General features: G+C 43.0%; 24 protein-coding genes. 7 read left to right on the forward strand and 17 right to left on the reverse strand.

The annotated features are described in order from the left end of the window. Nucleotides 1-92: 92 nt before the first annotated feature. The 5 genes from rfbA to H9L11_RS08130 form a co-directional block, all read right to left on the reverse strand. On the reverse strand, nt 93-986 hold the full coding sequence (gene rfbA, locus H9L11_RS08110) for a glucose-1-phosphate thymidylyltransferase RfbA (RefSeq protein WP_205390675.1): 894 nt from the start codon (nt 984-986) through the stop codon (nt 93-95). Between the two features lie 53 nt (nt 987-1,039). After that, nucleotides 1,040-2,593 carry a lipopolysaccharide biosynthesis protein gene (locus H9L11_RS08115; RefSeq protein ID WP_240199923.1) on the reverse strand — a complete coding sequence of 518 codons (1,554 nt, stop codon included), beginning with the start codon at nt 2,591-2,593 and terminating at the stop codon, nt 1,040-1,042. A gap of 63 nt (nt 2,594-2,656) precedes the next feature. Continuing rightward, nucleotides 2,657-3,442: an ABC transporter permease gene (locus H9L11_RS08120; protein WP_205390676.1), complete on the reverse strand. Its 786-nt coding sequence runs from the start codon at nt 3,440-3,442 to the stop codon at nt 2,657-2,659. Nucleotides 3,443-3,519: 77 nt separating this feature from the next. Further along, nucleotides 3,520-5,247, reverse strand: a complete 1,728-nt coding sequence (locus H9L11_RS08125; protein ID WP_205390677.1) for a polysaccharide biosynthesis/export family protein — start codon at nt 5,245-5,247, stop codon at nt 3,520-3,522. Nucleotides 5,248-5,259: 12 nt separating this feature from the next. Further along, nucleotides 5,260-5,652 carry a hypothetical protein gene (locus H9L11_RS08130; protein ID WP_205390678.1) on the reverse strand — a complete coding sequence of 131 codons (393 nt, stop codon included), beginning with the start codon at nt 5,650-5,652 and terminating at the stop codon, nt 5,260-5,262. Between the two features lie 640 nt (nt 5,653-6,292). Here H9L11_RS08130 and H9L11_RS08135 point away from each other — a divergent pair. Continuing rightward, nucleotides 6,293-7,459: a nucleotide sugar dehydrogenase gene (locus H9L11_RS08135; protein WP_205390679.1), complete on the forward strand. Its 1,167-nt coding sequence runs from the start codon at nt 6,293-6,295 to the stop codon at nt 7,457-7,459. A gap of 432 nt (nt 7,460-7,891) precedes the next feature. Here H9L11_RS08135 and tpiA read toward each other — a convergent pair whose 3' ends face one another. Next, nucleotides 7,892-8,662 (reverse strand): triose-phosphate isomerase, encoded by a 771-nt coding sequence (gene tpiA / locus H9L11_RS08140; protein WP_205390680.1) that lies wholly within the window; start codon nt 8,660-8,662, stop codon nt 7,892-7,894. A 270-nt stretch (nt 8,663-8,932) separates the two neighbouring features. Between tpiA and H9L11_RS08145 the strand changes: the two genes are divergently transcribed. Together H9L11_RS08145 and H9L11_RS08150 are read left to right on the forward strand one after the other, a co-directional pair. Continuing rightward, the gene (locus H9L11_RS08145) at nt 8,933-9,280 is read left to right on the forward strand and encodes a tautomerase family protein (RefSeq protein WP_017635986.1); all 348 of its coding nucleotides are present in this window, start codon (nt 8,933-8,935) and stop codon (nt 9,278-9,280) included. A gap of 161 nt (nt 9,281-9,441) precedes the next feature. Next, nucleotides 9,442-9,864 (forward strand): DUF805 domain-containing protein, encoded by a 423-nt coding sequence (locus tag H9L11_RS08150; protein WP_205390681.1) that lies wholly within the window; start codon nt 9,442-9,444, stop codon nt 9,862-9,864. 56 nt (nt 9,865-9,920) lie between these two features. Here the strand turns inward: H9L11_RS08150 and H9L11_RS08155 are convergent, their stop codons facing one another. From H9L11_RS08155 to glpX, 3 genes are all read right to left on the reverse strand, one after another. Next, the gene (locus tag H9L11_RS08155) at nt 9,921-10,271 is read right to left on the reverse strand and encodes a DUF3135 domain-containing protein (RefSeq protein ID WP_104975797.1); all 351 of its coding nucleotides are present in this window, start codon (nt 10,269-10,271) and stop codon (nt 9,921-9,923) included. Nucleotides 10,272-10,431: 160 nt separating this feature from the next. Beyond that, complete coding sequence (locus H9L11_RS08160; RefSeq protein ID WP_064377270.1) at nt 10,432-11,052, reverse strand: metalloregulator ArsR/SmtB family transcription factor; 621 nt, start codon at nt 11,050-11,052, stop codon at nt 10,432-10,434. A 215-nt stretch (nt 11,053-11,267) separates the two neighbouring features. Further along, nucleotides 11,268-12,275, reverse strand: coding sequence for a class II fructose-bisphosphatase (gene glpX / locus H9L11_RS08165; protein WP_205390682.1), 1,008 nt, complete (start codon nt 12,273-12,275; stop codon nt 11,268-11,270). A 348-nt stretch (nt 12,276-12,623) separates the two neighbouring features. On the opposite strand from glpX, the gene zapB reads away from it, so the two are divergent. After that, nucleotides 12,624-12,866 carry a cell division protein ZapB gene (gene zapB, locus H9L11_RS08170; RefSeq protein ID WP_005379536.1) on the forward strand — a complete coding sequence of 81 codons (243 nt, stop codon included), beginning with the start codon at nt 12,624-12,626 and terminating at the stop codon, nt 12,864-12,866. A 135-nt stretch (nt 12,867-13,001) separates the two neighbouring features. Here the strand turns inward: zapB and rraA are convergent, their stop codons facing one another. From rraA to H9L11_RS08190, 4 genes are all read right to left on the reverse strand, one after another. Continuing rightward, entirely contained in the window at nt 13,002-13,508 is a 507-nt protein-coding gene (gene rraA / locus H9L11_RS08175) for a ribonuclease E activity regulator RraA (RefSeq protein WP_005379537.1), read from the reverse strand. Between the two features lie 76 nt (nt 13,509-13,584). Continuing rightward, nucleotides 13,585-14,502 (reverse strand): 1,4-dihydroxy-2-naphthoate polyprenyltransferase, encoded by a 918-nt coding sequence (locus H9L11_RS08180; RefSeq protein ID WP_005383178.1) that lies wholly within the window; start codon nt 14,500-14,502, stop codon nt 13,585-13,587. Nucleotides 14,503-14,563: 61 nt separating this feature from the next. After that, the gene (locus tag H9L11_RS08185; protein WP_001927356.1) at nt 14,564-15,595 is read right to left on the reverse strand and encodes an IS630 family transposase; all 1,032 of its coding nucleotides are present in this window, start codon (nt 15,593-15,595) and stop codon (nt 14,564-14,566) included. Nucleotides 15,596-15,729: 134 nt separating this feature from the next. Then, nucleotides 15,730-16,533 (reverse strand): hypothetical protein, encoded by an 804-nt coding sequence (locus tag H9L11_RS08190; protein ID WP_205390683.1) that lies wholly within the window; start codon nt 16,531-16,533, stop codon nt 15,730-15,732. A 483-nt stretch (nt 16,534-17,016) separates the two neighbouring features. On the opposite strand from H9L11_RS08190, the gene H9L11_RS23635 reads away from it, so the two are divergent. After that, nucleotides 17,017-17,274 carry an inovirus-type Gp2 protein gene (locus tag H9L11_RS23635; RefSeq protein WP_275890745.1) on the forward strand — a complete coding sequence of 86 codons (258 nt, stop codon included), beginning with the start codon at nt 17,017-17,019 and terminating at the stop codon, nt 17,272-17,274. Continuing rightward, nucleotides 17,216-17,587 carry an inovirus-type Gp2 protein gene (locus H9L11_RS08195; protein WP_275890724.1) on the forward strand — a complete coding sequence of 124 codons (372 nt, stop codon included), beginning with the start codon at nt 17,216-17,218 and terminating at the stop codon, nt 17,585-17,587. Before H9L11_RS23635 ends, H9L11_RS08195 begins: the two co-directional genes overlap by 59 nt. 374 nt (nt 17,588-17,961) lie before the next feature. On the opposite strand, the gene H9L11_RS08200 is transcribed toward H9L11_RS08195, so the two are convergent. From H9L11_RS08200 to radC, 4 genes are all read right to left on the reverse strand, one after another. Next, nucleotides 17,962-19,125 (reverse strand): hypothetical protein, encoded by a 1,164-nt coding sequence (locus H9L11_RS08200; protein WP_205390684.1) that lies wholly within the window; start codon nt 19,123-19,125, stop codon nt 17,962-17,964. Next, nucleotides 19,122-19,946, reverse strand: coding sequence for a WYL domain-containing protein (locus H9L11_RS08205; protein ID WP_205391096.1), 825 nt, complete (start codon nt 19,944-19,946; stop codon nt 19,122-19,124). Before H9L11_RS08205 ends, H9L11_RS08200 begins: the two co-directional genes overlap by 4 nt. Before the next feature lie 114 nt (nt 19,947-20,060). Further along, nucleotides 20,061-20,492, reverse strand: coding sequence for a DUF2787 family protein (locus H9L11_RS08210; protein ID WP_017633432.1), 432 nt, complete (start codon nt 20,490-20,492; stop codon nt 20,061-20,063). Next, the gene (gene radC / locus H9L11_RS08215) at nt 20,489-20,962 is read right to left on the reverse strand and encodes a DNA repair protein RadC (RefSeq protein ID WP_064353570.1); all 474 of its coding nucleotides are present in this window, start codon (nt 20,960-20,962) and stop codon (nt 20,489-20,491) included. The genes H9L11_RS08210 and radC overlap by 4 nt, the downstream gene beginning before the upstream one ends. 403 nt (nt 20,963-21,365) lie before the next feature. On the opposite strand from radC, the gene H9L11_RS08220 reads away from it, so the two are divergent. After that, on the forward strand, nt 21,366-21,590 hold the full coding sequence (locus H9L11_RS08220; protein WP_064353571.1) for a hypothetical protein: 225 nt from the start codon (nt 21,366-21,368) through the stop codon (nt 21,588-21,590). The last annotated feature ends 109 nt before the right edge of the window (nt 21,591-21,699 follow it).

Consider the following 21,699-nt stretch of genomic DNA (forward strand, 5'->3'; position numbering starts at 1 on the left):
TTGATTTTTTGATTTTTTGATTTCTGATTGGATTGTCAATGACTTATAGTCGTGGTTGAATAAAGGATACTCTGTCTCTTTACGGGGGGGGGTTAAAATACTTTGTGCTCAAGAAGATCAAGTAAGTACCTACCGTAACCAGATTTGACCAGAGGCTGTGCAATGTCACGCAACTGAGCATCTTCTATATACCCCATACGGTAAGCGATTTCTTCCGGACAACTCACTTTCAAACCCTGACGCTTTTCAATTGCCCGAATAAATAACGCAGCGTCCAGCAAATCGTCTAATGTGCCAGTATCTAACCATGCAGTCCCCCGACCCATGACTTCGACCTGTAGTTCTTCTGCCTGAAGGTATTGATCGATAACATCGGTAATTTCTAGCTCACCACGAGGAGATGGCTTAACGTTCTTTGCAAATTCAACGACTTTATTATCAAAGAAATACAGGCCAGGAACCGCGTAATTGGATTTAGGCTGTGCAGGCTTCTCTTCGATTGAGATCGCTTTCCCATCGTCATCGAACTCGACGACACCATAAGAAGTTGGATTTGAAACGTGGTAACCAAAAACAGTCGCACCGCTTTGCTGCTGATTGGCATTTCGCAGTGATGCCGCAAGATCGTGGCCATAAAACAGGTTGTCACCCAGGACAAGTGCGGCTGGTGAGCCTGCTAAAAACTCTTCCGCGAGAATAAACGCTTGAGCTAGGCCATCAGGAGAATGTTGAACAACATATTCAAACTTCACACCCCAATTAGAACCGTCGCCTAACAGACGCTCAAAGCGGTGAACTTCTTCTGGTGTTGCGATGATCAAGATTTCAGTGATGCCAGCCATCATCAAGTTGGATACTGGATAATAGATCATCGGTTTATCGTAAACGGGCATTAGCTGTTTACTTACTACCTTGGTTAGTGGGTAGAGACGGGTGCCGGAGCCACCGGCAAGGATGATTCCTTTTCTATTTAATGGATTTAGCATTGTTACTTTAAGCCTTGTGTTGTGGTGCGATAGCCTTGAAAAAATAGGCTACCTTATTTTAGTTCGTGAATGGTGGAGATAATTATTTTGCCAATAGCAAAGAGCATTGAGGCAAGAATTGCGAAAAGGGTTATATTATAAAAGGTGTCCGGATATTTACTATCTTCGGGAACCGTGGCAGCTTCGACTACAATAAGATATTTCAGCTTGCGGTAGGCTTCTATCCGAGATTTTTCAAGCGATACCTGTGAAGACGTATAAGCCTTAAGCGCTAATTCAGTTGTGATTTTTAAATCGGTAAACTGGGCCAGAATTTCGCTTACAGACGTTTTTTCGTCTCCATTTTGAACTAGTTTGCTTCTCTCACTATCAAGCTGTGCACGTAAAGCCGACAGTTCATTATTCAGCGCGACGACTCGGGGGGCTTTGACACTCATAATCGATCTTAACCCCTTCAGCTCTGCTTCTTTTTGCGTGATCTTACCCTCTAACTCGTAAGCAATCTGTTGAACTGCCATGCCTTCTGCTGTGGGATCCAACAGATTATACTTTTGCTGGAAATTGAGTAACTTTGTTTGAGCTTGTTGGAGTTTATCCTCGACAAGGGCATGTTCACCTTGGATGAACTTGAGTTGAGCTTCGGCAAGTTGGTGCCCAATTGAGTTAATGTACCATTCCGAACGGTCTACAATGGTATTCGCCAGTTTTTGCGCGAACTCAGGGGTAAAGCCTTGCGCGTGGACACTGATGACACCGGATTTATCTTCTATCTCTGCCTTAACGCGCTTTCTGTAGTATTCAATTACGTCCTCTTTAGTGTCACTGTCATGTATTCGACTGAAGTAGTCTATATCACTGGAGCTAAAGTGAGCTCGCAAAGACAGCGCATCTTCAAGGTACAGCAGCATATCATTCGAGTAGATGTATGCCTTGACTAATTCTGTATCCGAACCGCCTTTGGTCGACACACCCAGACCACTCAGAATCGCCATGGAAGCGTCCATCGTTGCCGTGGCATCAGGTTGCTGAACAATGACCTTGGCTTGACTTTCATATCGCTCGGAAGCCCAAATGGTTTGGTAAAAAGCGAAGACCAATGTTGGAACAAGTACAAAAAGAGAAAATGGTGTTTTTAGCCACACTTTCAGTTTTTGGGTAAGGCGCTTGTTGTTTTCCAATGCTTCAGAGTCTGGTTTCTGGTCGCTGGTCTTTTCTTCTGCGATGGTCGTGTCGGGGGCATCTACTCGGCTTGTGATGGGGTGAGTCTGATTAGAGCGAGCTTCCAGAATTTTCAGGTTCTCTACTCTTTCGTAAATACGTTTAGACAACTCTGGATCACTTGATTCAAGTTGTTCTGCTTTAGCGCTTAAAAAGGCTGTGTTGCTTAGCTGTGCCTGAGTGTGCGAAGTCTTGAAAGCGTTAAAGCGTTTATTCAGTTTTTCTTGCTTAACACGAGTTATTCGCAGTTGAATGCGTTGTGCAAGGAGAGGCTCCGTACTTGATAGTTCATCCGCTTTGGCGGCTAAGAAGCCGAGGTCATCAAATTCTGCTTGGCTTATGCTTTTTTTGAATTGCTCAAACTTTTGTTCAATTTGTTTCTGGTTCATATTTCTCAATTCATTGTTGCTGCTTTGGCTATCCATGATTGTGTAGAGCATGGAGAACAATCATCATCGACTGATGGCCTGTTTCCAGCTTATTTGATAGCAAGCGAGCGCGAAAAACACGCAGGTGATGGTTGCTGCGTCGAGATAAAAGTAACTTATCCCGGTCTCACCGTAATTTGGATATGCCGCGTAACGAGACAATTCAACGGCGTGCAAAAGAGGGTTCCAGGTCAGAAATAGCCAGTAGTCCTGAGGGACATCCTGCAAACTGAAAAAGATGCCAGAGATAAAAAATATCGGTCGGGTTATCAGAGCTTGTAGCTTGTCCATTTCCGGAACGTAACACTTGGCTAACCCAAACAGTAAGCCAACAGAGGTCGCAATAAGCCATACTCTTAATACAATCAGTATCAGTTCCAGAGGATCCTGAATATTTGACTTTAACTGCAAAAAATAGCCGATAGTGATAAGCAGTAGTACGAGAAAAGCTTTTACCAGCAGCTCAAATCCAGCCAAGGCCAGTACCGAGCTTATTGGCTGGACTTGTCTGAATGCGTATAACGGTTTGTTTTTATTGATCGCAGCAGAAGATTTTTCTAGCACGCCTAAAAAAAACTGAACCAGGACAACGCCGAATGTCACGAAGAAGACGGTTGGCATACCATGGGTTTGTCCACTGTCTAGGGAGCCTCTAATGCCAACCAGCACCACCACCATGATCATTGGCGAAATTAGTGCCCAGCTCAATCCAAACTTATCGTTAAAAGAGCTTTTAATCTCTCGTAAAAAAATGGCGAAGATGACATCTCCCCAAACTTTTAGCGTACTACGTTTGCTTACTTGTGCCATATTGATTCATTGAAGTGGAGTTTGACTACTTGCCTATCTCCACTGTGTGTTGGTTTTATGCCGTTAGTATATTGCAATTAGTTTATTGCAACGTTAGCGGCCACTGCGATCTGATAGATAATTTGGGTGATATCTTTCACCGCCTGCATCGTTTTCTCATCAGCTTTCGGCAGTACAAGGATTTGATCGCCCTTTTTCAGCGGGTTCGGACTGTCAAACTCAACAAGTCCATTGGCGCGAACAATCGCTATGCGAGAGTCTTCTGCTCGTTCAGTGAAGCCGCCAGCCCAAGCAATATAATCATCAATTGACGCATCGGGGTTATACACTACGGCCTGTGGCATCAAGACTTCGCCTCCAATTTGAATGAGGTCGGTCTTGTATGGAATAACGATGGTATCTCCTTGCTCCAGCAAAATATTTGCTATGCGACTGCTATCAGAGACAACGACTTTACCCAGAGGTTGTACACGCCTTGCACGTTCAGTGAACTGCAATACCATTTGGGCTTCTTTGGCCCGAATGGCCGCTTCACCGTCTGAAGAGACTGGTGCGGTAAACACGCTACGCTCAAGACGATTGAGAGACTCTTCGATCATCTGTTTCTGGCGCTCAGCAACACTTTTACGCAAGATATAGATGGAGTCATGGTCCGCTAACTGCGGATCGATAGGGATGTGATTCAGTAAGTCATGCAGTTTGGCGCGTTTTTTGACCGCAAAATAAGACGGTCCCAAATAGCTACCGGATACCTGGATATCAATAACCTGTGCATGAAGGTCATCATTAAAGATAACCTTATCACCGTCCTGAAGTACAAATGACTGAAAGTCTTTGTAGGTCATGTACAAAGAGAACGGGCCGTCCTCGCGGTTGCCGATCACACCTACATGGCTGATTTTTGCCAAAGGTCTGGAGTACTCAACGAGCTTCGAGCCCGGAGTTTTGAGGTGTTCCAGTTCAAATCTGAACGGGTTGCGTACACTTCCGGATACCGTGACAGCTGATTGCTGTGGTTTTACTAAAATGACGTCACCATCTTTAAAGTTTACTTTTGGTAAAGTTCCGGAACGAATAAAGTCATACAGATCCACGGTTGTGACGATTTCACCATCTCTTAGAACGTCAATTGCACGATAGCTGCCGCGTTCAGGATCAATGCCTCCAGCACGCTTGAGGTAATAAAGCAAGCTGTCAGAAGCCATGCCTGCATATTGTCCGGGACGGATGACCGGGCCAGAAAGAAAAATACTTACAGGGGTCGAGGTGAGCAAGTTGACATAAACATTGACGTCTCTGGTATAGACGCTCTTAATCTTTGAGGACACAAGCGAGTTGACCTCGCTGGCTCGAACATCTAGCACTTTGATCGGGCCGACTTCGGGAATAAAAATGTTGCCCTGATTGTCGACGGTTAAGACATTACTAAAGTTAACAGCGCCCCAAAGCCAGATGTTAATTTTATCACCCGGAGCAATCAGGTAGTTGTCGTTTAGCCCATCTGTCCTTTCTGTTTCATAGCCACCGGCGAATAGATTTGCACCGTATGGCGGAGGAAGCGATTCACCGGAAGAGGGTAATAGTTGCCGAACGTCGGTTTCTCCCGGTAATAATAAGTTGCGTCTATTTTCTTTAGAAAACGTGCCAGCTTCTAACTGTTGATTTGGTGCGGCGGAGGCCTGTTCAAGTTGCCCTGGAACGGCAGTAGAAGCTTGATTGAGAGTCAGTTCGTTGGAGCTGACTGGAAAAGAAAATAGTGAAAAAATAGTTGTTAAACCTAACCATTTATTGAACGTATTACTCATAATATATTGTACTTATAGGTTCAAAAGCGAAGCGTCTTCAACAATATCTGGAGTGATGTACCACTGACCTGCTTGATCATCCATTGTCGTAAACAAACAGGCGATATGAACACTTTTTTGGTCGGCCTGAGTGACATCCAGTGTACGGCATTGATTACCTAGAGCTGATGTATATGGTTTACCAAGATAAATAGAAGCGGAGGAATGCTGCAGATAAGAAGCGGACGGATTTGATAATATTGGCCAGTATTTTTCGGAAATAATTTTTCCACTAACTTCAATCGAAGATTGGCTTACTAAAGGTATTTTTGCGTTTACTTCTCTGGGTTTACTGGTACAGGCAGTCAACACAAATGCGATTGATACTATCGATATCAATTTGGAAAGAGGAATCTTATATTTCATCTTTTGACACGCTACCGCCCTACGGTTTTGCGTTTTCCATAACACGCCGGGCGTCCATTTTTATCTTCCTTGAATAAAACAATGACTGTTCTTCAGCTATCGAAGGTGCAGAAATTTGCTCTTCCGTAAGAAGAAATGCTTTGATACAGGGACGTAGATTACTATGAAAGTCCTTGCCTCAGCAAGAGGGGAGATTGGGACTGAGAGAAGTAAATAGTGCCAAAGGGCGATTTTTGTTGATTATGCGTTCTATATGTGTCGATCTGATTGCTTTATTGTTATGAATGTGGCGAAGGCTATAACTGTCTCTGGCTCACAGGTGCCGGTCATTTGGCTAACCAGAGGTTAACTCGATGGATTACACTATGTTCCGTAGTTACTTTCACCGGGGGCATATGGCAGCGACTATTTTGAAGTCAATAAAATTCGTATGCGTAAAGCCTGTTGGCGTTACTTAGAATCACAATTGTAGTAATCAAAGGAGCGGTAGAATAAGCCGCCCTTTTTGTTTTCAATGGTTAAAATAATAAATTTTGTGGTTACGCTGCCAATGAAAAGAGAGTATTGCCAATACCTTCTCTACCGCGTAGTTTGATGTTTTGTTATGCTATGGCCAGTTTTAAATCTTCGGGATAACAGAATGAAAATAGCAGTTGCAGGTACTGGCTACGTAGGCTTATCTAACGCCATGCTGTTGGCACAACATCATCAAGTGGTTGCGGTTGATATTATTCAAGACAAAATCGATTTGCTGAATAAAAAGCAGTCACCGATTGTTGATGCAGAAATTGAACACTTTCTGGCAAATAAAGCGTTGAAATTTAAGGCCACACTGGATAAAGAAGAGGCGTATCAAGGTGCTGATTTTGTCATCATTGCGACCCCGACGGATTATGATCCAATCACCAATTACTTTAACACTTCTTCCGTGGAAGCGGTGGTCAAAGATGTGATGGCGATAAACCCAGAGGCGGTGATGGTGATTAAGTCGACCGTACCCGTGGGTTATACCGAGCGGGTTAAGCAAGAGTTAGGTTGTACCAATATATTGTTTTCACCAGAATTCTTGCGTGAAGGTAAAGCGCTTTACGATAACCTGCACCCATCACGCATTATCGTCGGTGAGCGTAGCGAGCGTGCGGAAACTTTTGCTGCCTTACTGGTGGAAGGTGCAGAGAAGCAAGACATTCAGGTGCTGTTTACCGATTCGACGGAAGCCGAAGCGGTTAAGTTGTTCTCTAACACCTATCTGGCGATGCGCGTAGCATACTTTAATGAACTGGACTCGTACGCCGAAGCACACGGTCTGGATGCTCGCCAGATCATTGAAGGTGTGGGCCTGGATCCGCGTATCGGCAATCACTACAACAACCCTTCATTTGGTTATGGTGGTTACTGTCTGCCGAAGGATACCAAACAGTTGCTGGCTAACTATCAGGATGTGCCGAACAACATCATTGGTGCAATTGTAGAAGCCAACCGTACGCGGAAAGATTTTGTCGCTGAGTCTATCATGAAGCGTAAACCGAAAGTGGTCGGCATTTACCGTTTGATCATGAAGGCTGGCTCCGATAACTTCCGCGCTTCGTCCATCCAGGGCATCATGAAACGTATCAAGGCCAAAGGGATTGAAGTGGTGGTATATGAGCCAGTATTGAAAGAGGAAGAGTTTTACAACTCTCGCGTGATTAGTGATTTAACCGAGTTCAAGCGGGCTGCGGATGTGATTGTGTCCAACCGTATGGTGGATGAGTTGGCAGATGTGGCAGACAAAGTTTATACCCGAGATCTGTTTGGCAGCGATTAAACCTGAGGTTTCTCTCTTTAATGTTTTTGAGGCTCCTATTAAGGAGCCTCTTTGTAGTTGGTGATGATAATAATTAACAATGCTTATGTCCTGCCGCGGGTAATGGGATCCGTTTCCTGCTTGCGCCCAACTACTGCTATGAAAACCTGTACCAAAAGCAGTCGAGTGCCGAACTGGCTAAAAAGCCGACCATGAAAGTATCTGAATCAGCATAAATCCATTTGGCTGGTTCTGCAGGGAGGCTTTGGCTTCCCTTTTTTGCATTACTCTAGCTGTATTCTGAAGTCGCTCGGAAGGCGTCAGGGGCAGGTTGGCTGGCCGAGTGCGCGGTGAGCAGGTGTCAGAAACTCGCAAGGACTCGTCGGTGAATGAAGAAAAACAAAAAGGGATGCCTAAGCATCCCTTTGTTATTTCTGCTTATTAAAAGCGAAATTAAGCTTTAGCTGCTGCCGCTGCTTTAGCGATGGCTGCAAAGCTCTTCGCATCCAGAGAAGCACCGCCAACTAGAGCGCCGTCGATGTCTGGCTGTGAGAAGTAAGCTTCTGCGTTTTCTGGCTTAACAGAGCCGCCGTATTGGATGATTACTTGTGCTGCAACTGCTTCGTCTTTCGCAGCGATAAGTGCGCGGATAGAAGCGTGGATGCGTTGTGCATCTTCAGCGGTTGCTGCTTTACCAGTACCGATAGCCCAGATTGGTTCGTAAGCGATTATTGCGCCGTTTAGAGCTTCAACACCGTAAGTGTCGATAACTGCGTTGATTTGGCGTGCGCATACAGCTTCAGTTTCGCCAGCTTCGTTTTGAGCTTCAGATTCACCGATACAGAAAACAGGAGTTAGACCGTTTTCTTTTAGGAAGTTGAATTTCTTAGCGATGAACTCGTCAGATTCGTTGTGGTATTCACGACGCTCTGAGTGACCGATGATGATGTGAGAAGCACCGAAGTCTTTCAGCATTTCTGGAGACATGTCGCCAGTGAACGCACCGCTGTTATTTAGGTCAGTGTTTTGAGCACCTAGGATGATCTTGTTACCGCCCTCAACAATTAGACGCTCAGCCAGATCTAGGTAAAGTGCAGGTGGAGCTACTGCTACGTCAACACCTTCAACGCCTTCAAGCTCAGCGTTAAGACCAGTTAGCAGCTCAGTTACCATTGCTTTGCTGCCGTTTAGTTTCCAGTTACCCATCACTACAGGACGACGCATAGGAATATCTCCCTTATTTTTAATGTAAATAGTCTATTAATGTAAAAAATCTACGTAGGAATATAACAGAATAATGTGAACAGATCATGATTGGCGTCATGTCTTGTCCGGCTTTCTTCACTGATTCGACCAAGCATCGAACCTGTTATTTTTGTTAAAAGCAATCGATTGGTGATCGCGTAGACAGAATGATAGTTCATTCCTCGGAAATTGCTGGCTAGATTGGTATTACTACGCACTGAATTTATTATGTTGTAGAAAGGAATCAAAATGCCAAACTTAGTTTTAGAGTATTCGAACTCAGTGGAAGAGCGAGTCAATGTACAAGGTTTGCTGGAAGACTTACATAAAGCTGCATTAGATAGTGGCCTTTTTGAACTCGCGTCTGTGAAATCTAGAACGCTCCGGTGCCACAATTGGTTAATAGGGGAGGAGGGAGATAGCCTCGACTTTATCCATATCAACTTTGATTTGTTATCTGGCCGCTCCCAAGAACAAAAGCGAGAACTGTCACGAGCCTTGATGGCGACACTTCAAGAGCAAGCCAGTCACGTACACAGTTTAACGGTCAATATCCGAGACATGGATATAGATAGCTTCCAAAAGGTAGTGAACTAGGTTGCGCTGAATTGCCCGAGAATAGCGAGGGGTTATTGTTACGAATTCTCAGCCTGGCTCTGCTTGTTATAAGGACGTTGTGGGCACCCAAGTTATCGGTGTCCTTTCCAAACTACATCGACTCGGCTAATCTATAACCTTTCTACTTTGGGGTAAATTTGATGTCGACTAAAGAGTTACTGTTTTCTTTTCAAGGACGTATAGACCGTAAAACCTACTGGATTTGGAACGTAATTTACTATGTGTCCATTCTAGGCTTTGGTGCCGGTATCAGCCAACTGCTTCCTACTCTCTCTTATGTGCTTCTTCCTATTTTCTTGGTGGTTCTGTTGATCCCTGATTTGACGATCACCGCCAAGCGTTGGCACGACCGCAACAAATCGATCTATTGGCTAGCACTGAATATTCCGTTGATTATAGGACGAATTGCCACGCCAATGACTAACCCTGCCGCGCAAGAGCCGTCTACCCCACAGATGTTCGTCGCTTCCATTTCTCTGAGTTGTGGTTTATGGATTCTAATTGAATGTGGTTTCTTAAAGGGGACATCAGGACCAAACCAATATGGCCCTGAGCCGGAGTAAGTATAGCTCTATGTTCTTTGAATAAGGCTCTAGGATTCTAGAGTCTTATTCCTCTCTTAGTAAAAATCATCCCTATCTTTAAACGCGTTTAAGCTAACCACATCCGCTTTTTGTGTCGGTGCAGCTTCCCCTTCTAGCGCTGCTTTGAACTTTACGACCTGTTTTCGCAACTCGTTCATCAATACCACATTGGTGTGATGAGGGTTTTTACACGTGCTGATGACTCTATCAATGTGGCTTTGTTGAGCCCGCAATCTTTCTTTCATATCTTCTGATGCGCTTTCGATCATCTCTTTCGCCATCTCATGACGAAATTGCTCAAAAGCTTCTGGGTCTCGCTCTGCCATTCGAACCATTTCATCGAATGGAGGAAGCGTTTGGGGTGGGATATGACGTAGAGTAGACATCGATGCTCTCCAAATCCTTATGGAAATTGCCTTTAGTTACTAAAAGCCTATACCACTAGAAAGAGGAGAGAGGATGAATTCTTCAGCTGTCTCACTTATAAGAGAAGCTTTCAGGCGTTAGATTGAATAAGTGCGGCATATCGATGTTTGGTTGTGGTGGTTACTGCTGTTGTTGGATGCGGTAAACGCAGCGCCTTTGGCCGCTAATGATGTGCTCGGTACGCTCTACTTTGGTGTCATGTCCAAGTAAAGACTGAAAGACACTTAATTCTGATTGGCACAAGCTTGGGCAGCGAGTTGCGGCTTTACAAATCGGACAGTGATTTTCGATCAAGATAAATCCGTTCTCATCTTTCTCGAGCTCTGCCATATAGCCTTCTTGCTCTCTTAATGTGACGAGTGTTTCTAGTTTGCTTTGCAGAGAGTCGCATTGCTTAAGATGCTGACGATAACTTTGTAACGTGAGTTTTTCCCTTTCTGATGTGACTTTTTCCAGTCCATCTTTGCCAAAGATATGTTCGACAGCTTCTATAAACTGAATGGTCAACTCACCGTGACGGTCAGCAAATTGCTCATGACCTTTTTGAGTGAGAGACCAATGACGAGCAGGGCGACCAACTTTTACTTTTACGTCATGGATAGAAAGAATGCCATCATCTTCTAAACTTTGCAGGTGCTGACGAGCCCCCATGGTTGTCATACCTAGCTCAGAGGAGAGTTGTTTTGCAGTGACGGAACCATCACGCTTAACGATTTGCAATATCCTATCTACGGTCTTCATATACCCACCATTTATACGTCAGTAGATATTATGCGCGATAGGGTTAGTAAAGAAAAGTGTTGACTTAATTTGAGTGTGGCTTTGTAGGTGCTATCTTTATGCGAACCAATATATACACTCTGAACAGTGAGAAACGAGTGTGATTCAGAATCTATTGCCCGGTTGTGCGGAAAGAAAGGCTCAAGCTCAGACTGAGCGAGAGCCTCGAGAAATGCTTAAAGAATAATATCGCGTACTTCTGGATCTTTACGATCTAAGTAGTGAGTCGATTTGATGCGGCGAATAGTTCGGCATCGACCGCGTACGAGCAGCGTTTCTGTGGTTGCAATATTGCCTTGACGAGAGATACCTTCCAGCAAGTCACCTTTCGTGATGCCTGTAGCTGAAAATACCACATTGTCGCTACGAGCCATGTCTTCCATTTTGAGGACAACATTCGCTTTTACGCCCATTTCATCGCAGCGTTTTAGTTCATCTACACCGTAAATGCGGTTTTCTTCAGTATCGCCTTTTACTTCGTGACGAGGAAGCAGACGACCGTGCATGTCACCGTCTAGCGCTCGAATTACCGCTGCTGATACTACCCCTTCTGGCGCGCCGCCAATACAGTACATCATGTCCACTTCACTGTCTGGCATACAAGTCAGAATAGAGGCAGCCACGTCACCATCAGGCACCGCAAAAACACGTACGCCCATTGCTTGCATTTCTGCAATAACGTTATCGTGGCGAGGTTTCGCAAGGGTAATAACGACTAGGGTATCAAGTGGCTTGTTCAGGGCTTTTGCTACGTTCTCTAGGTTTTCTTTTAACGGCTTTTCTAAGTCAATTACGCCTTTTGCACCAGGGCCAACAACCAGTTTTTCCATGTACATATCTGGCGCTTTAAGAAAGCTGCCTTTCTCACCTGCGGCAAGTACGGCTAGTGCGTTCGATTGTCCCATTGCCGTCATACGCGTTCCTTCAATCGGGTCGACTGCAATATCTACCTCATCACCACCAATACCCACTTGCTCACCAATGTACAGCATTGGCGCATCATCGATTTCACCCTCACCAATGACAATTTCACCACTGATATCTGTTTTGTTCAGTAGCGTGCGCATAACTTCAACAGCTGCGCCATCGGCTGCGTTTTTATCGCCACGGCCAAGCCATTTGTAACCAGCCAGAGCTGCACCTTCAGTCACACGGGAAAATGCCATTGCTAAATCGCGTTTCATGATGTCTCCAAGTAAGCAAGAGGGAAGAAGAATTTGCGCGGCGATTCTATCACAAGGTCGAGTAAACGTTTGCCTTTTTGCGAGGCTTTTACTTTATCTAACTTGAATTTGATCAATACTTAGGGCGATTTTCAGCGTAGCGAGACGCAAAATCCTTGCTCAAAAATGCTTCGGCGACAAGAAAAGTCAGCGTTTAGTGAGATTGCGCTGATTTTTTGACCGAATGATGCAAAATATCGAATATAGTGAGTGTTTCTCATCGCGACGCTGAGTAGAATGAACCTTATATAGGTTAGGTGTGCATCAATCTCGCACATCGTCCCAACGGAATAACATAGGTAGGCCAAGATGTCTTTTGAAGTACTAGAACAACTAGAATCTAAAATTCAAACTGCAGTTGACACAATCACTCTTCTTCAGATGGAAGTCGAAGAGCTGAAAGAAGATAAAGCTAAACTTGCGGAAGAAGCGAACGAGCTTCGCTCTCAACGTGAAGAGCTAGAGCAAAAAGCACAACAAGCACAGCAAGAGCACGCACAATGGCAAGAGCGCATTCGTGCACTACTTGGCAAAATGGACGAAGTGGAATAATTCGGCTTCTTCATTCCAAATTAAAAACACCCGCGTTAAGCGGGTGTTTGTGTTTTAGGGAAGTAGAAAATGTTAAGACAAGGCTAGGCGCTAAGAGCCAAGAGAAGACCCTATAACTTAGGCGCCTAAGACTCGTTATGCTTCTTCATCCAACTCTAAATCAATATTCAATGGTTCAGGCGACAGGATAATTCCGGTGCTATCAGCATAAATATAATCTTCAGGTAAGAAGCTGACGCCGCCAAAGTTGACTGGTACATCCAATTCACCAATACCCTGGCTGGTCGCTCCAACAGGAATAGAAGCGAGGGCTTGAATGCCTAAATTCATATCTTCAAGTTCATCGACTTCACGAACACAACCGTAAACGACAATGCCTTCCCACTCGTTTTCTTCCGCAATGGTTGCGATTTCTGCATCGATAAGGGCTTTACGTAGGGAACCGCCACCGTCAATTAACAAAACGCGACCAAGTCCATCTTGCTCTAATGTCTCGCGGATCAACGAATTATCTTCAAAACACTTGATGGTGGTGATTTGCCCGGCAAATGAAGCGCGACCGCCAAAGTTACTGAACATTGGTTCAACCACATCTACCTGGTCGAGGTAGATATCACAGAGTGCTGAGGTATTGTATTCCATAGCGTACCTTTCTAAACAGAAATTGGTTGTCTTTGAGTATATCTAGGCATTAAGTCAATGCAATGACAATCCTTTTTTAACTTACTAGAGTTTGAGCTACCACAATTGTTGCAAACAAAACGTTGGTGACTAGAGAGCATTTCACGATGACTGGCATCATTGGTGCTATCTGAGCGGGCTTTTGTGTATGCCAAACTGCTTTACCATGATCGGCCACGAAATAAATACTAAGTAAAAATGGCAAGCTAATCCAAACGGGTTTGTCTTGAATTAACAAGTAAGCCGCAAAGGCAAGGATAGCTCCGCCAAGTAAGATAAAGTGGTACTGCTTGGCTTTACGTTGACCTAAGCGTACCGCCACCGTGCGTTTACCACACTCTCGGTCGTTCTCTATATCACGCATATTGTTGATATTGAGTACTGCAACAGCGAGTAAACCGCAGCCTAAAGCAGGTAAGAATAGCGTGGTGTCTACGTGACCGGTATGCAAGAAGTAGGTACCGGATACGCCGAGTAAACCAAAAAACAAGAACACTGATATATCGCCAAGCCCCACGTAACCGTATGGTTTACTACCCATGGTATAAGCAATGGCTGCGAGAATGGCCAAAATTCCCAACCCGATAAAAGTGACAATGCTTTCCAGTGAACTTAGTGAATAGAAAACTAACACCAAGCCTGAGATAGCGGTCAGAACGATGTTAAAGATAATTGCCTGTTTCATCTGTTTCGCACTTACAGCGCCTGACTGCATCGCTCGTAATGGGCCGAGGCGTTTGTCGTTATCTGTACCTTGAACGGCATCGCCATAGTCGTTTGCCAGGTTGGACAGAATTTGCAGCAATGTCGCGGTTACGAAAGCCATGATGGCAATTGTCAGTGAAAAATGACCTGCCGAGTAGGCGAGTACGCTACCAGTTAAGATAGAGACCAATGCCAGAGGTAATGTTTTTGGACGAGCGGCTTCAAGCCAGATCTGTAGAGATTGTTTCATGGAAATTTCGTGCTAGTAACCAATGTGCCCAGTATAGACATAAATTTTTATGTATACCGAATCAACTTGAAGATGCTGGCTTGAGAACCTGAAAATTATCATTAATTCGAGATGTCAAAGAGCCTGCGATCTCTGGAAGAGTCACTGCAAAAAATTGGTCTATTGCCGCCTTGAAGTCCCGTTTTCTTTTGAAGTAAACGTTGTTCCTCGACTTCTCATTCATTACTTTCCATAGCCGCTCGATTGGGTTGAGGTTTGGACTGTAAGGTGGAAGATAATGCAGTTCAATATTCAGGACAAACGCCGCATCTTTGACTAAGTCACTGCGGTGATATCCCGCACCATCCAAGATGATATGAAGCTTATGAGCTAAGGGATAACTCTTTCTTAACTCACAGAAAAAGCGAACAATCGATTCACTGTTAATGCTCTCATAGTTGTGAACAATGGTTGCTCCAATATCCGACAAGTTCAGTGCGCCAATAATGTTCAATCGGCTACGATTACCCGTTGTTTCAATCACTTTATCCTGACCAGTTCGTATCCAGCCATGAGATATTTTTGTTGATAGTGTTGGGTGAACTGCGTCGATAAAGACTATCGATTCATCCTTGCCACAGCTTGCCTTTAACGCTTCATAAGCCTCTATAAATGCTTGCTGTTGTGCTTCATCAAACTTGTGTGGTACGCCTTTCGGTTGCTTGTAGCTAAAACCATTGTGGTGAAGCCATTTATTCATACCAGAAACCGTGTAATCCAGTCCAAATGTCTCTTTAACGTAAGTGACAATTTGATGCGTATGAGAATAGGTTTTCTCAGTCAAATGCTCGATTAGGTGCATGGTTTGAGTAGCAGAAAGCTTGCTTTGGCTTCCGCCATTTTCAGGCTTAAGTTTTTCAGAAAGAACGTAGTCGCTGAGATGACGAGCAACGGTCGATTCATGAATACGAAGAGCTTGTGAAATCATAGTCTGACTCCAGCCTTCAGAAGCCAGCAAAACAGCCTTAATACGGTCGCAAACTCGACTATCACGTTCAATGTCGTGCATTTGTTCGAGTTGCAGTTTCTGTTGAGGAGTCAGTGTAATTTTCATGGTTCGTAGCATGCTCCTGATTCTATCGAAAATCAAGCATCTTCAATGATCACGGGTATACACTATTAACTTAAATCAAATAGGAGACGATTAAGTAAACTAATATGAGTATTAAAAGCAATACAGCGAGGTTCCTATAGCCTTAAGTATTCATTATTTATGAGTGATTCTATAACTTTATTTCTTTTCATGTTTTTTGAAATTGATATAGCTTTAAGTTTTTCATTGCTGCTTTCAGATAAGTTTATACAATATTGCTTTTTAGATTGAACTTTATCTCTAAACTTCTTTTGATCCCATGCCTTTTTTATCCTTTTAATAGTGATTTCTCTTTTGTTCTCTTCAATTGCATCAAAAAAAGCGATAATGAAATCTTTCAGGTCTTGCGTTGAGTTTTTATTATTCCAAATGTATTTAATAACCAAAGGCTCATGTTTAAGTATGTAGCTCCATGCCCACTTTATTTTTTCTTCATCATCTTTCAACCATGAAATGATCTCAGTTTTATCAAGTGATAAATACCACTTTCTTACAATACCCCTCTCTAGTTCAATATGGCTATGTTTGCTTCTATTTACCTTTCTTATATATGATACTACCCAGTCTACTCTTTCTTTAAAACTGCTTCCATTTGGATTTAATGATAGTTTTCCGGATAGTTTTTTTTGAATGTAAAACCATGAAAAATTACAAAATCTTTCATTTTTTCGTATTTCATTTTTTATGTATAAAATTGAATTGTATTTTTCTTCTATTTTCCCGACAATCCTTTTGCAATCTTCAAATGAATATGATTTAAGAGCAGCATTTATTATACTTTCATTTTCTTTAATACTTAATGATTCTTCCCATACTGCTCTAATACCATGTGTTGATAGCTGGTTAGTATAGAACTTTCCCATGTTTTCATCTTTAATCATTACATCGTAATCTTCCATAATTAAACCCTCTTAAATAGTAATTTTTATCAGCCAGTATCTTACATTTACTACAATGTAGTTTCAATCTGCTCAACCTTTATCTTTCAAAACTACAATGTAGTTTTTTCAGTGATGTAAGTTAAAAGTTGATAGTCACTAATCATTCATGGTTGTAGCTAACTTCAGAGTCGCTCTGTCGCATGTGTTGTACAGGGGGCTTAGAATTAACGCTTACTAGATATGTTGGTATGGTTAATATACATAATTAAATATATAGTTAACCGTACATACTCACTTAACTAAGTACTTATATCCTATACACTCTACCTCAGTAGAATTGGTATGCTCTCCTTAAATACCATGTATTAAATAACACAGTAATTCATATCTTTGGATGAATACCAAAGAGAATGAATGATGACTTATACTTACAAATGTTTAGAGGTTCTTTATCCGGTCGATCAACTCAATACACACTATCTAGATCGTATTATATTAACCATGTCTAAAGTATTAAAAGACTATAAGAGAGTTCATGCGTTAAGACTGGATCTGAGACTTCCTGTTTCTGACAGTGAAAAAGACATACTTTTCAGAGATGAGATTTTGAACAATACATTTAATCAAAAAAATATCATTAAACGATTCTTTGAATCCTTGAAGGCAAAAATAAAAGCGCAAGAAAAAAGAATGAAAGCGAGTGGTAAAAGGGTATATCCATGTCACCTACGGTATGTTTGGTGTAGGGAAAAGGAATAAATCTACAAATGACCACTATCACCTTGTCCTGTTTTTTAATAAAGATAGATATTGGAGTAGCGGTTATAGAGATAATGAAGAAAGTTTAGCAAGACTCATTATGGATGCATGGAATAGCGCACTAGGAGAGTGTGTTGATAATGCAGATAGGTTGGTTCAACTTGTTTATAAAGGTACGCATTATTTAGAACAAAATAAATACGACTTCGAGAACAAATACCAGGCCCTCTTTACAAGACTCAGTTACTTTGCCAAAAATAGAACGAAGCATTATGGTGAAGGAAAACGTTGCTTTGGAACTAGTCAGGGATGATAGCTAATATTAATCTGCTCATCTGTTTAGTATTTCGAAACGTGATTGCTCTATAGATTGATTATAAGTGTAGAGATAACTGGAGAAGCATATGGTCTCTTAGGTTCAACTTGCCATTCGGGGTATGCTAAATAAGCACGCAGCATTCGGTGGTACGGTCATGCACTGTTGGTAGATTGGCCTCGACAATATCAGTAGTGTTAATGATATCCGTTCTCAGGACCCTACGTCTGTGTCAGTGTAAATGCCGCCTCACGTACTTAGTTATTCATATATTATTTCTGAATACGCTTCGTTGTGCTCCATAATGACATTGGGAGTCTGACAAAAAATAGGAAGCTAGGCCTCCTATTTTTTCGATCTGCTGAAGATTACTATTTGGTTAGAGTTACACATGCCTTCCATGGAAAGTTAGCAGGTGCAGGTTTTACTGTATTAACCGTAACGCAGTCTTCGAATGACTGACCTTCAAAGTCTACATCCGTTAGACGATACCAAATACTAACGCCAGTATCAGTGTATTCAATCGATGCGATTTCGCCGTGTTTGAATTCACCAATGACTTCGAATGTCATAGGACGACCTTGGTAGTCGATAGCACTAACGCCGGCAGGTACTTCTTGACCGATAGACTCTTCAGTTGCAGCAATTGATACACCTGAAGTATAAGCAAACACAGGCAAGTCTTTGTTAGGTAGCACGCCGTCACCATCGATGTCGATAAAGTAATCTACGTGTGGAATATCAAAGTCTAGACCGTTGTCTGCGTAGTACTTCTGAGTGTTCTCGTAAGCTGCTGTTTTGTACAGTGCTAGGCTGTACTTGGTCAGAGCTTGTTTCATTTCTTCAAACTGAACGGAGTTAGGCTCTAACAATACCTGACCAATTTTCTCGATTTGTTGCTCTAACGTGAGTCCATTTTCAGTTGCCATAGTTAAAGTACTTGCAGAGATCACGAGTAGCACAGTGCTGGTATCGCCAGCGTTAGAAAGGTTGACGTTATAGAAGTTAATGCCATCTGCCCATTGCTCAGGATCATAACTGTAAAGGCTTAGCAGCTCAGCGGTCGCCTCATGCACCGCCTCCTCAAAGGTCTGTCCGGCTTGTACCTTTGCCATGATACTTGCTTTCATGGCCGCTGTAGCAACATTGAAGTTCACTTGTGTCGTTGCGTTCATATCGACAAAAGCGCTCATGCGCATCTGCTCATCACTTTTTCCTGTCAGTTCATTAAAGTAATTCCCCTGTGCAACGAGCTCGACATAAGGCGTATTGAATCGCTCATTCATGTTGTAATTACCTTCATAGTCCTCTATTTGAGTGGTGTAAGAGATGTCGGTCTTTTCTAAGTTTTGGTTAAGTTCATAGGCGGTGACGACTGAACCAGGTTGTAGAGGACCTTTCTGTACTGCACCACCAAATTGATATGATTGCCCTGAGTCGTTATTGTCACGCCCGCCAGAAGAGCCGCCACATCCGATTAAGGCGAAAGGAATAGTAAAGAGAGCGATGGTAAGTAGGGGTTTAGATAGGTTCATTCTATTTCTCCATAATAAGTTTTAGAGGGTACTATTTTTTTTAATTCAAGATGAGAGTCAGCGATATCAAACAGCTCTTTAACTTCAGACGAGAGCAGAGTCGCATCTGTTTGAAGCTCAAAGCGAAAGCTCGACATCGTGGCCTCCTGGATGTTGCAAAGAGGTAAGGTGTTCAACTTGGTATGCGTGTGTGTACGCCAAACGAGATAAGGGCTGCCGTGATGGAGTACGAGACTTATTGGTTGAACGTTAGTTAGGCGTAGAGTGCCGTCTCCTTTGTTTATCTTTAATGAGATAAGACGTTGTTGAAGTGTCGCTAGACATACAATCTGAAAAATTTGGATATCGACTTGAGCGTGTTTACTCAATGGGGTTGGGGCTGTGATAGGAACTTTGGATGACCAATGATTTTGAATGTTATTGATGTCTTCAGGAGTTATGTTCGAAAGGAGGTCATCTAAGAGTGGAGCAAGGCTGCTAGGCAGATGATGCTTGGTTGACTCGATGAGCCAATAGATCAATACCGCTTCGTGAGCCGTCGTGCTCATCTTCAGAGTTTCGGTTTTTTGGTAACCAAAGGGTTTGTCTCTATCATCCACCATTACATTGGGAAACATGGCACAGATAGCGGACAGATTACGTTGGATAGTACGCAAGGAGCGCTCTAAACCAAGCGGGGAAAGTTGAGCTTGAATTTGCCTGGCGGTGACTTTCTTATTGTAAGGAATAAGGTTGTAAATCGCCAAGATAAGCTCAAGGTGATACTGAGTTTGGTTAGGTGGCGTCATGGTCAGTTCAACAAGGTTCGTTTTGTTGGGTATGACAATATCAAAAAGGCGCGACAAAGCTTGTCGTATCAATGCCTTAAGCAAAAATGATACGACGAAATTTGTCACACCTACGTCATGAAGTGTCGTGATTAAGGGGGCAGAGGCTTACTTTCCAACGATGGATAAATCGATTTCGTCAAAATCCATGCTTGAAAGATGCCGAGCGAACGTTTTCATCCATACCTGAAGAAGGTCGATTACTTCTGGATGTTCAAGGTTTACCGCCCCTGTATCGGGCTGATAACACCATCCCTTGGCAAGATGAAAGTACAGTTCAGGCTGAACGTTGAGCGCGCTCTCAAATGGGTAAGAAAAGCTGATAAAGAAGACAATCTGCCAGGGCTCTGAATTTGCAGTGCGTTGGAACTGCACTTCAACAGGGTGAATGCCTCGGCCATGGCGGTAGTAGCTTAATTGGCGGCAAGTCAAGAGCAACTGTTTGGCATTGTCAGGTAAAGAGTACCCCTTCAATAGCTTCTCCAACTGCTGACGCAATTGTGGCGCTAAAGAAACACCACCATAAATAGTGTTGATCATATCCACCCCTTTTCTGCAAACGAGACACTACTTTCTCCCACAACGATATGGTCAAGCACCCTTACATCCACTAACGCTAAAGCGTCGATAAGCTTGCGTGTGATACGCCTATCCGCTTGAGATGGGGAAGGGTCACCAGAAGGGTGGTTATGCGCCAGAATGACTGCCGCTGCATTCACTTCCAAGACGCTTTTGACGACCTCGCGCGGATAAACGCTGGCGGAGTCAATGGTGCCTTTAAAGAGTGATTTAAACTCGATGACACGGTGCTGGTTATCAAGTAGTAGCAGAGCGAAAACCTCGTGCTCCGCGCTGGCTAGTTTGAATCTAACATACTCTTTGGTTGCTTCAGGGTTACAAAGGGCATTACCTCGAACGTAGCGGTTAGCTAGGATTTCAGCAGCATGCTCTAGGATTTCATTTTCTTGGTGTTTCTTTTGTTTATGGTAGTGAAGGTTATCGGTCGGCATAGGTCCTCCAAGAGTGAAACGATAGGAACTTCACTAAGAGGACATATATCTGAAAATAATTGATTCCAAGGGAAGTTGGAAAGAATTCTAAATGTTTAACAACTAAGTAAGTTTTCAGAGAACATTTAATTTTGAGCTTAGACTATTTAGTTCTGGCTATGTTGAAATTGCTGTTACCTACTTTGACTTAGGAGACTGTTCAATAATGGAGAGATAAAAGTTGTGAAGTGAACGATAGAATTAAGTTCACCTAATAAGAGTACGGATGTTGGAAATTTATAAATATATATCATTTGATGCATACGGTGCTCTTGTTAGATAACGAGACGTTGCAAAGTTTGTTTTTCCATAAAAAGGGTTGCCGACGGCAACCCTTTTTCTACTTATTAATAATGGAGTTTTTATGTCTTTGTATCAAACGCTTGGTAGGGCTATTACTGGAACAGCGAGTGTTGCAGGTGTGATCGCTTCTGCGCCAGTATTTGGTCCGAAAGGAACTATTACATCTAGTGGTGTTGTTGTGTCTGTTTTGGTTGGAACATCAGCAGCATTGCTTGACCAAACAGTGCAATCCACATCTTTGCAAGACCTTACTGTCAAACCTAACGAGCATTGTGACGAACTATAAGCTACAAAATCTTAGGTAGATAAAGAAAGCCATTACACAGTGTCATCCCTATTAAAAGTGGCGTGACGGTAATGGCTTAAATGAACTTACATTAACCAAATGAAAGTTT

The sequence above is a fragment of the Vibrio sp. sp1 genome, from assembly GCF_016920955.1.
GTDB lineage: Bacteria > Pseudomonadota > Gammaproteobacteria > Enterobacterales > Vibrionaceae > Vibrio > Vibrio alginolyticus.

Bases quoted from the DNA above. Each gene is read 5' to 3' on its own strand.
- rfbA (WP_205390675.1), bottom strand. From the start codon at position 986: ATGCTAAATCCATTAAATAGAAAAGGAATCATCCTTGCCGGTGGCTCC.
- H9L11_RS08115 (WP_240199923.1), bottom strand. From the start codon at position 2,593: ATGAACCAGAAACAAATTGAACAAAAGTTTGAGCAATTCAAAAAAAGC.
- H9L11_RS08120 (WP_205390676.1), bottom strand. From the start codon at position 3,442: ATGGCACAAGTAAGCAAACGTAGTACGCTAAAAGTTTGGGGAGATGTC.
- H9L11_RS08125 (WP_205390677.1), bottom strand. From the start codon at position 5,247: ATGAGTAATACGTTCAATAAATGGTTAGGTTTAACAACTATTTTTTCA.
- H9L11_RS08130 (WP_205390678.1), bottom strand. From the start codon at position 5,652: ATGAAATATAAGATTCCTCTTTCCAAATTGATATCGATAGTATCAATC.
- H9L11_RS08135 (WP_205390679.1), top strand. From the start codon at position 6,293: ATGAAAATAGCAGTTGCAGGTACTGGCTACGTAGGCTTATCTAACGCC.
- tpiA (WP_205390680.1), bottom strand. From the start codon at position 8,662: ATGCGTCGTCCTGTAGTGATGGGTAACTGGAAACTAAACGGCAGCAAA.
- H9L11_RS08145 (WP_017635986.1), top strand. From the start codon at position 8,933: ATGCCAAACTTAGTTTTAGAGTATTCGAACTCAGTGGAAGAGCGAGTC.
- H9L11_RS08150 (WP_205390681.1), top strand. From the start codon at position 9,442: ATGTCGACTAAAGAGTTACTGTTTTCTTTTCAAGGACGTATAGACCGT.
- H9L11_RS08155 (WP_104975797.1), bottom strand. From the start codon at position 10,271: ATGTCTACTCTACGTCATATCCCACCCCAAACGCTTCCTCCATTCGAT.
- H9L11_RS08160 (WP_064377270.1), bottom strand. From the start codon at position 11,052: ATGAAGACCGTAGATAGGATATTGCAAATCGTTAAGCGTGATGGTTCC.
- glpX (WP_205390682.1), bottom strand. From the start codon at position 12,275: ATGAAACGCGATTTAGCAATGGCATTTTCCCGTGTGACTGAAGGTGCA.
- zapB (WP_005379536.1), top strand. From the start codon at position 12,624: ATGTCTTTTGAAGTACTAGAACAACTAGAATCTAAAATTCAAACTGCA.
- rraA (WP_005379537.1), bottom strand. From the start codon at position 13,508: ATGGAATACAATACCTCAGCACTCTGTGATATCTACCTCGACCAGGTA.
- H9L11_RS08180 (WP_005383178.1), bottom strand. From the start codon at position 14,502: ATGAAACAATCTCTACAGATCTGGCTTGAAGCCGCTCGTCCAAAAACA.
- H9L11_RS08185 (WP_001927356.1), bottom strand. From the start codon at position 15,595: ATGAAAATTACACTGACTCCTCAACAGAAACTGCAACTCGAACAAATG.
- H9L11_RS08190 (WP_205390683.1), bottom strand. From the start codon at position 16,533: ATGGAAGATTACGATGTAATGATTAAAGATGAAAACATGGGAAAGTTC.
- H9L11_RS23635 (WP_275890745.1), top strand. From the start codon at position 17,017: ATGTCTAAAGTATTAAAAGACTATAAGAGAGTTCATGCGTTAAGACTG.
- H9L11_RS08200 (WP_205390684.1), bottom strand. From the start codon at position 19,125: ATGAACCTATCTAAACCCCTACTTACCATCGCTCTCTTTACTATTCCT.
- H9L11_RS08210 (WP_017633432.1), bottom strand. From the start codon at position 20,492: ATGATCAACACTATTTATGGTGGTGTTTCTTTAGCGCCACAATTGCGT.
- radC (WP_064353570.1), bottom strand. From the start codon at position 20,962: ATGCCGACCGATAACCTTCACTACCATAAACAAAAGAAACACCAAGAA.
- H9L11_RS08220 (WP_064353571.1), top strand. From the start codon at position 21,366: ATGTCTTTGTATCAAACGCTTGGTAGGGCTATTACTGGAACAGCGAGT.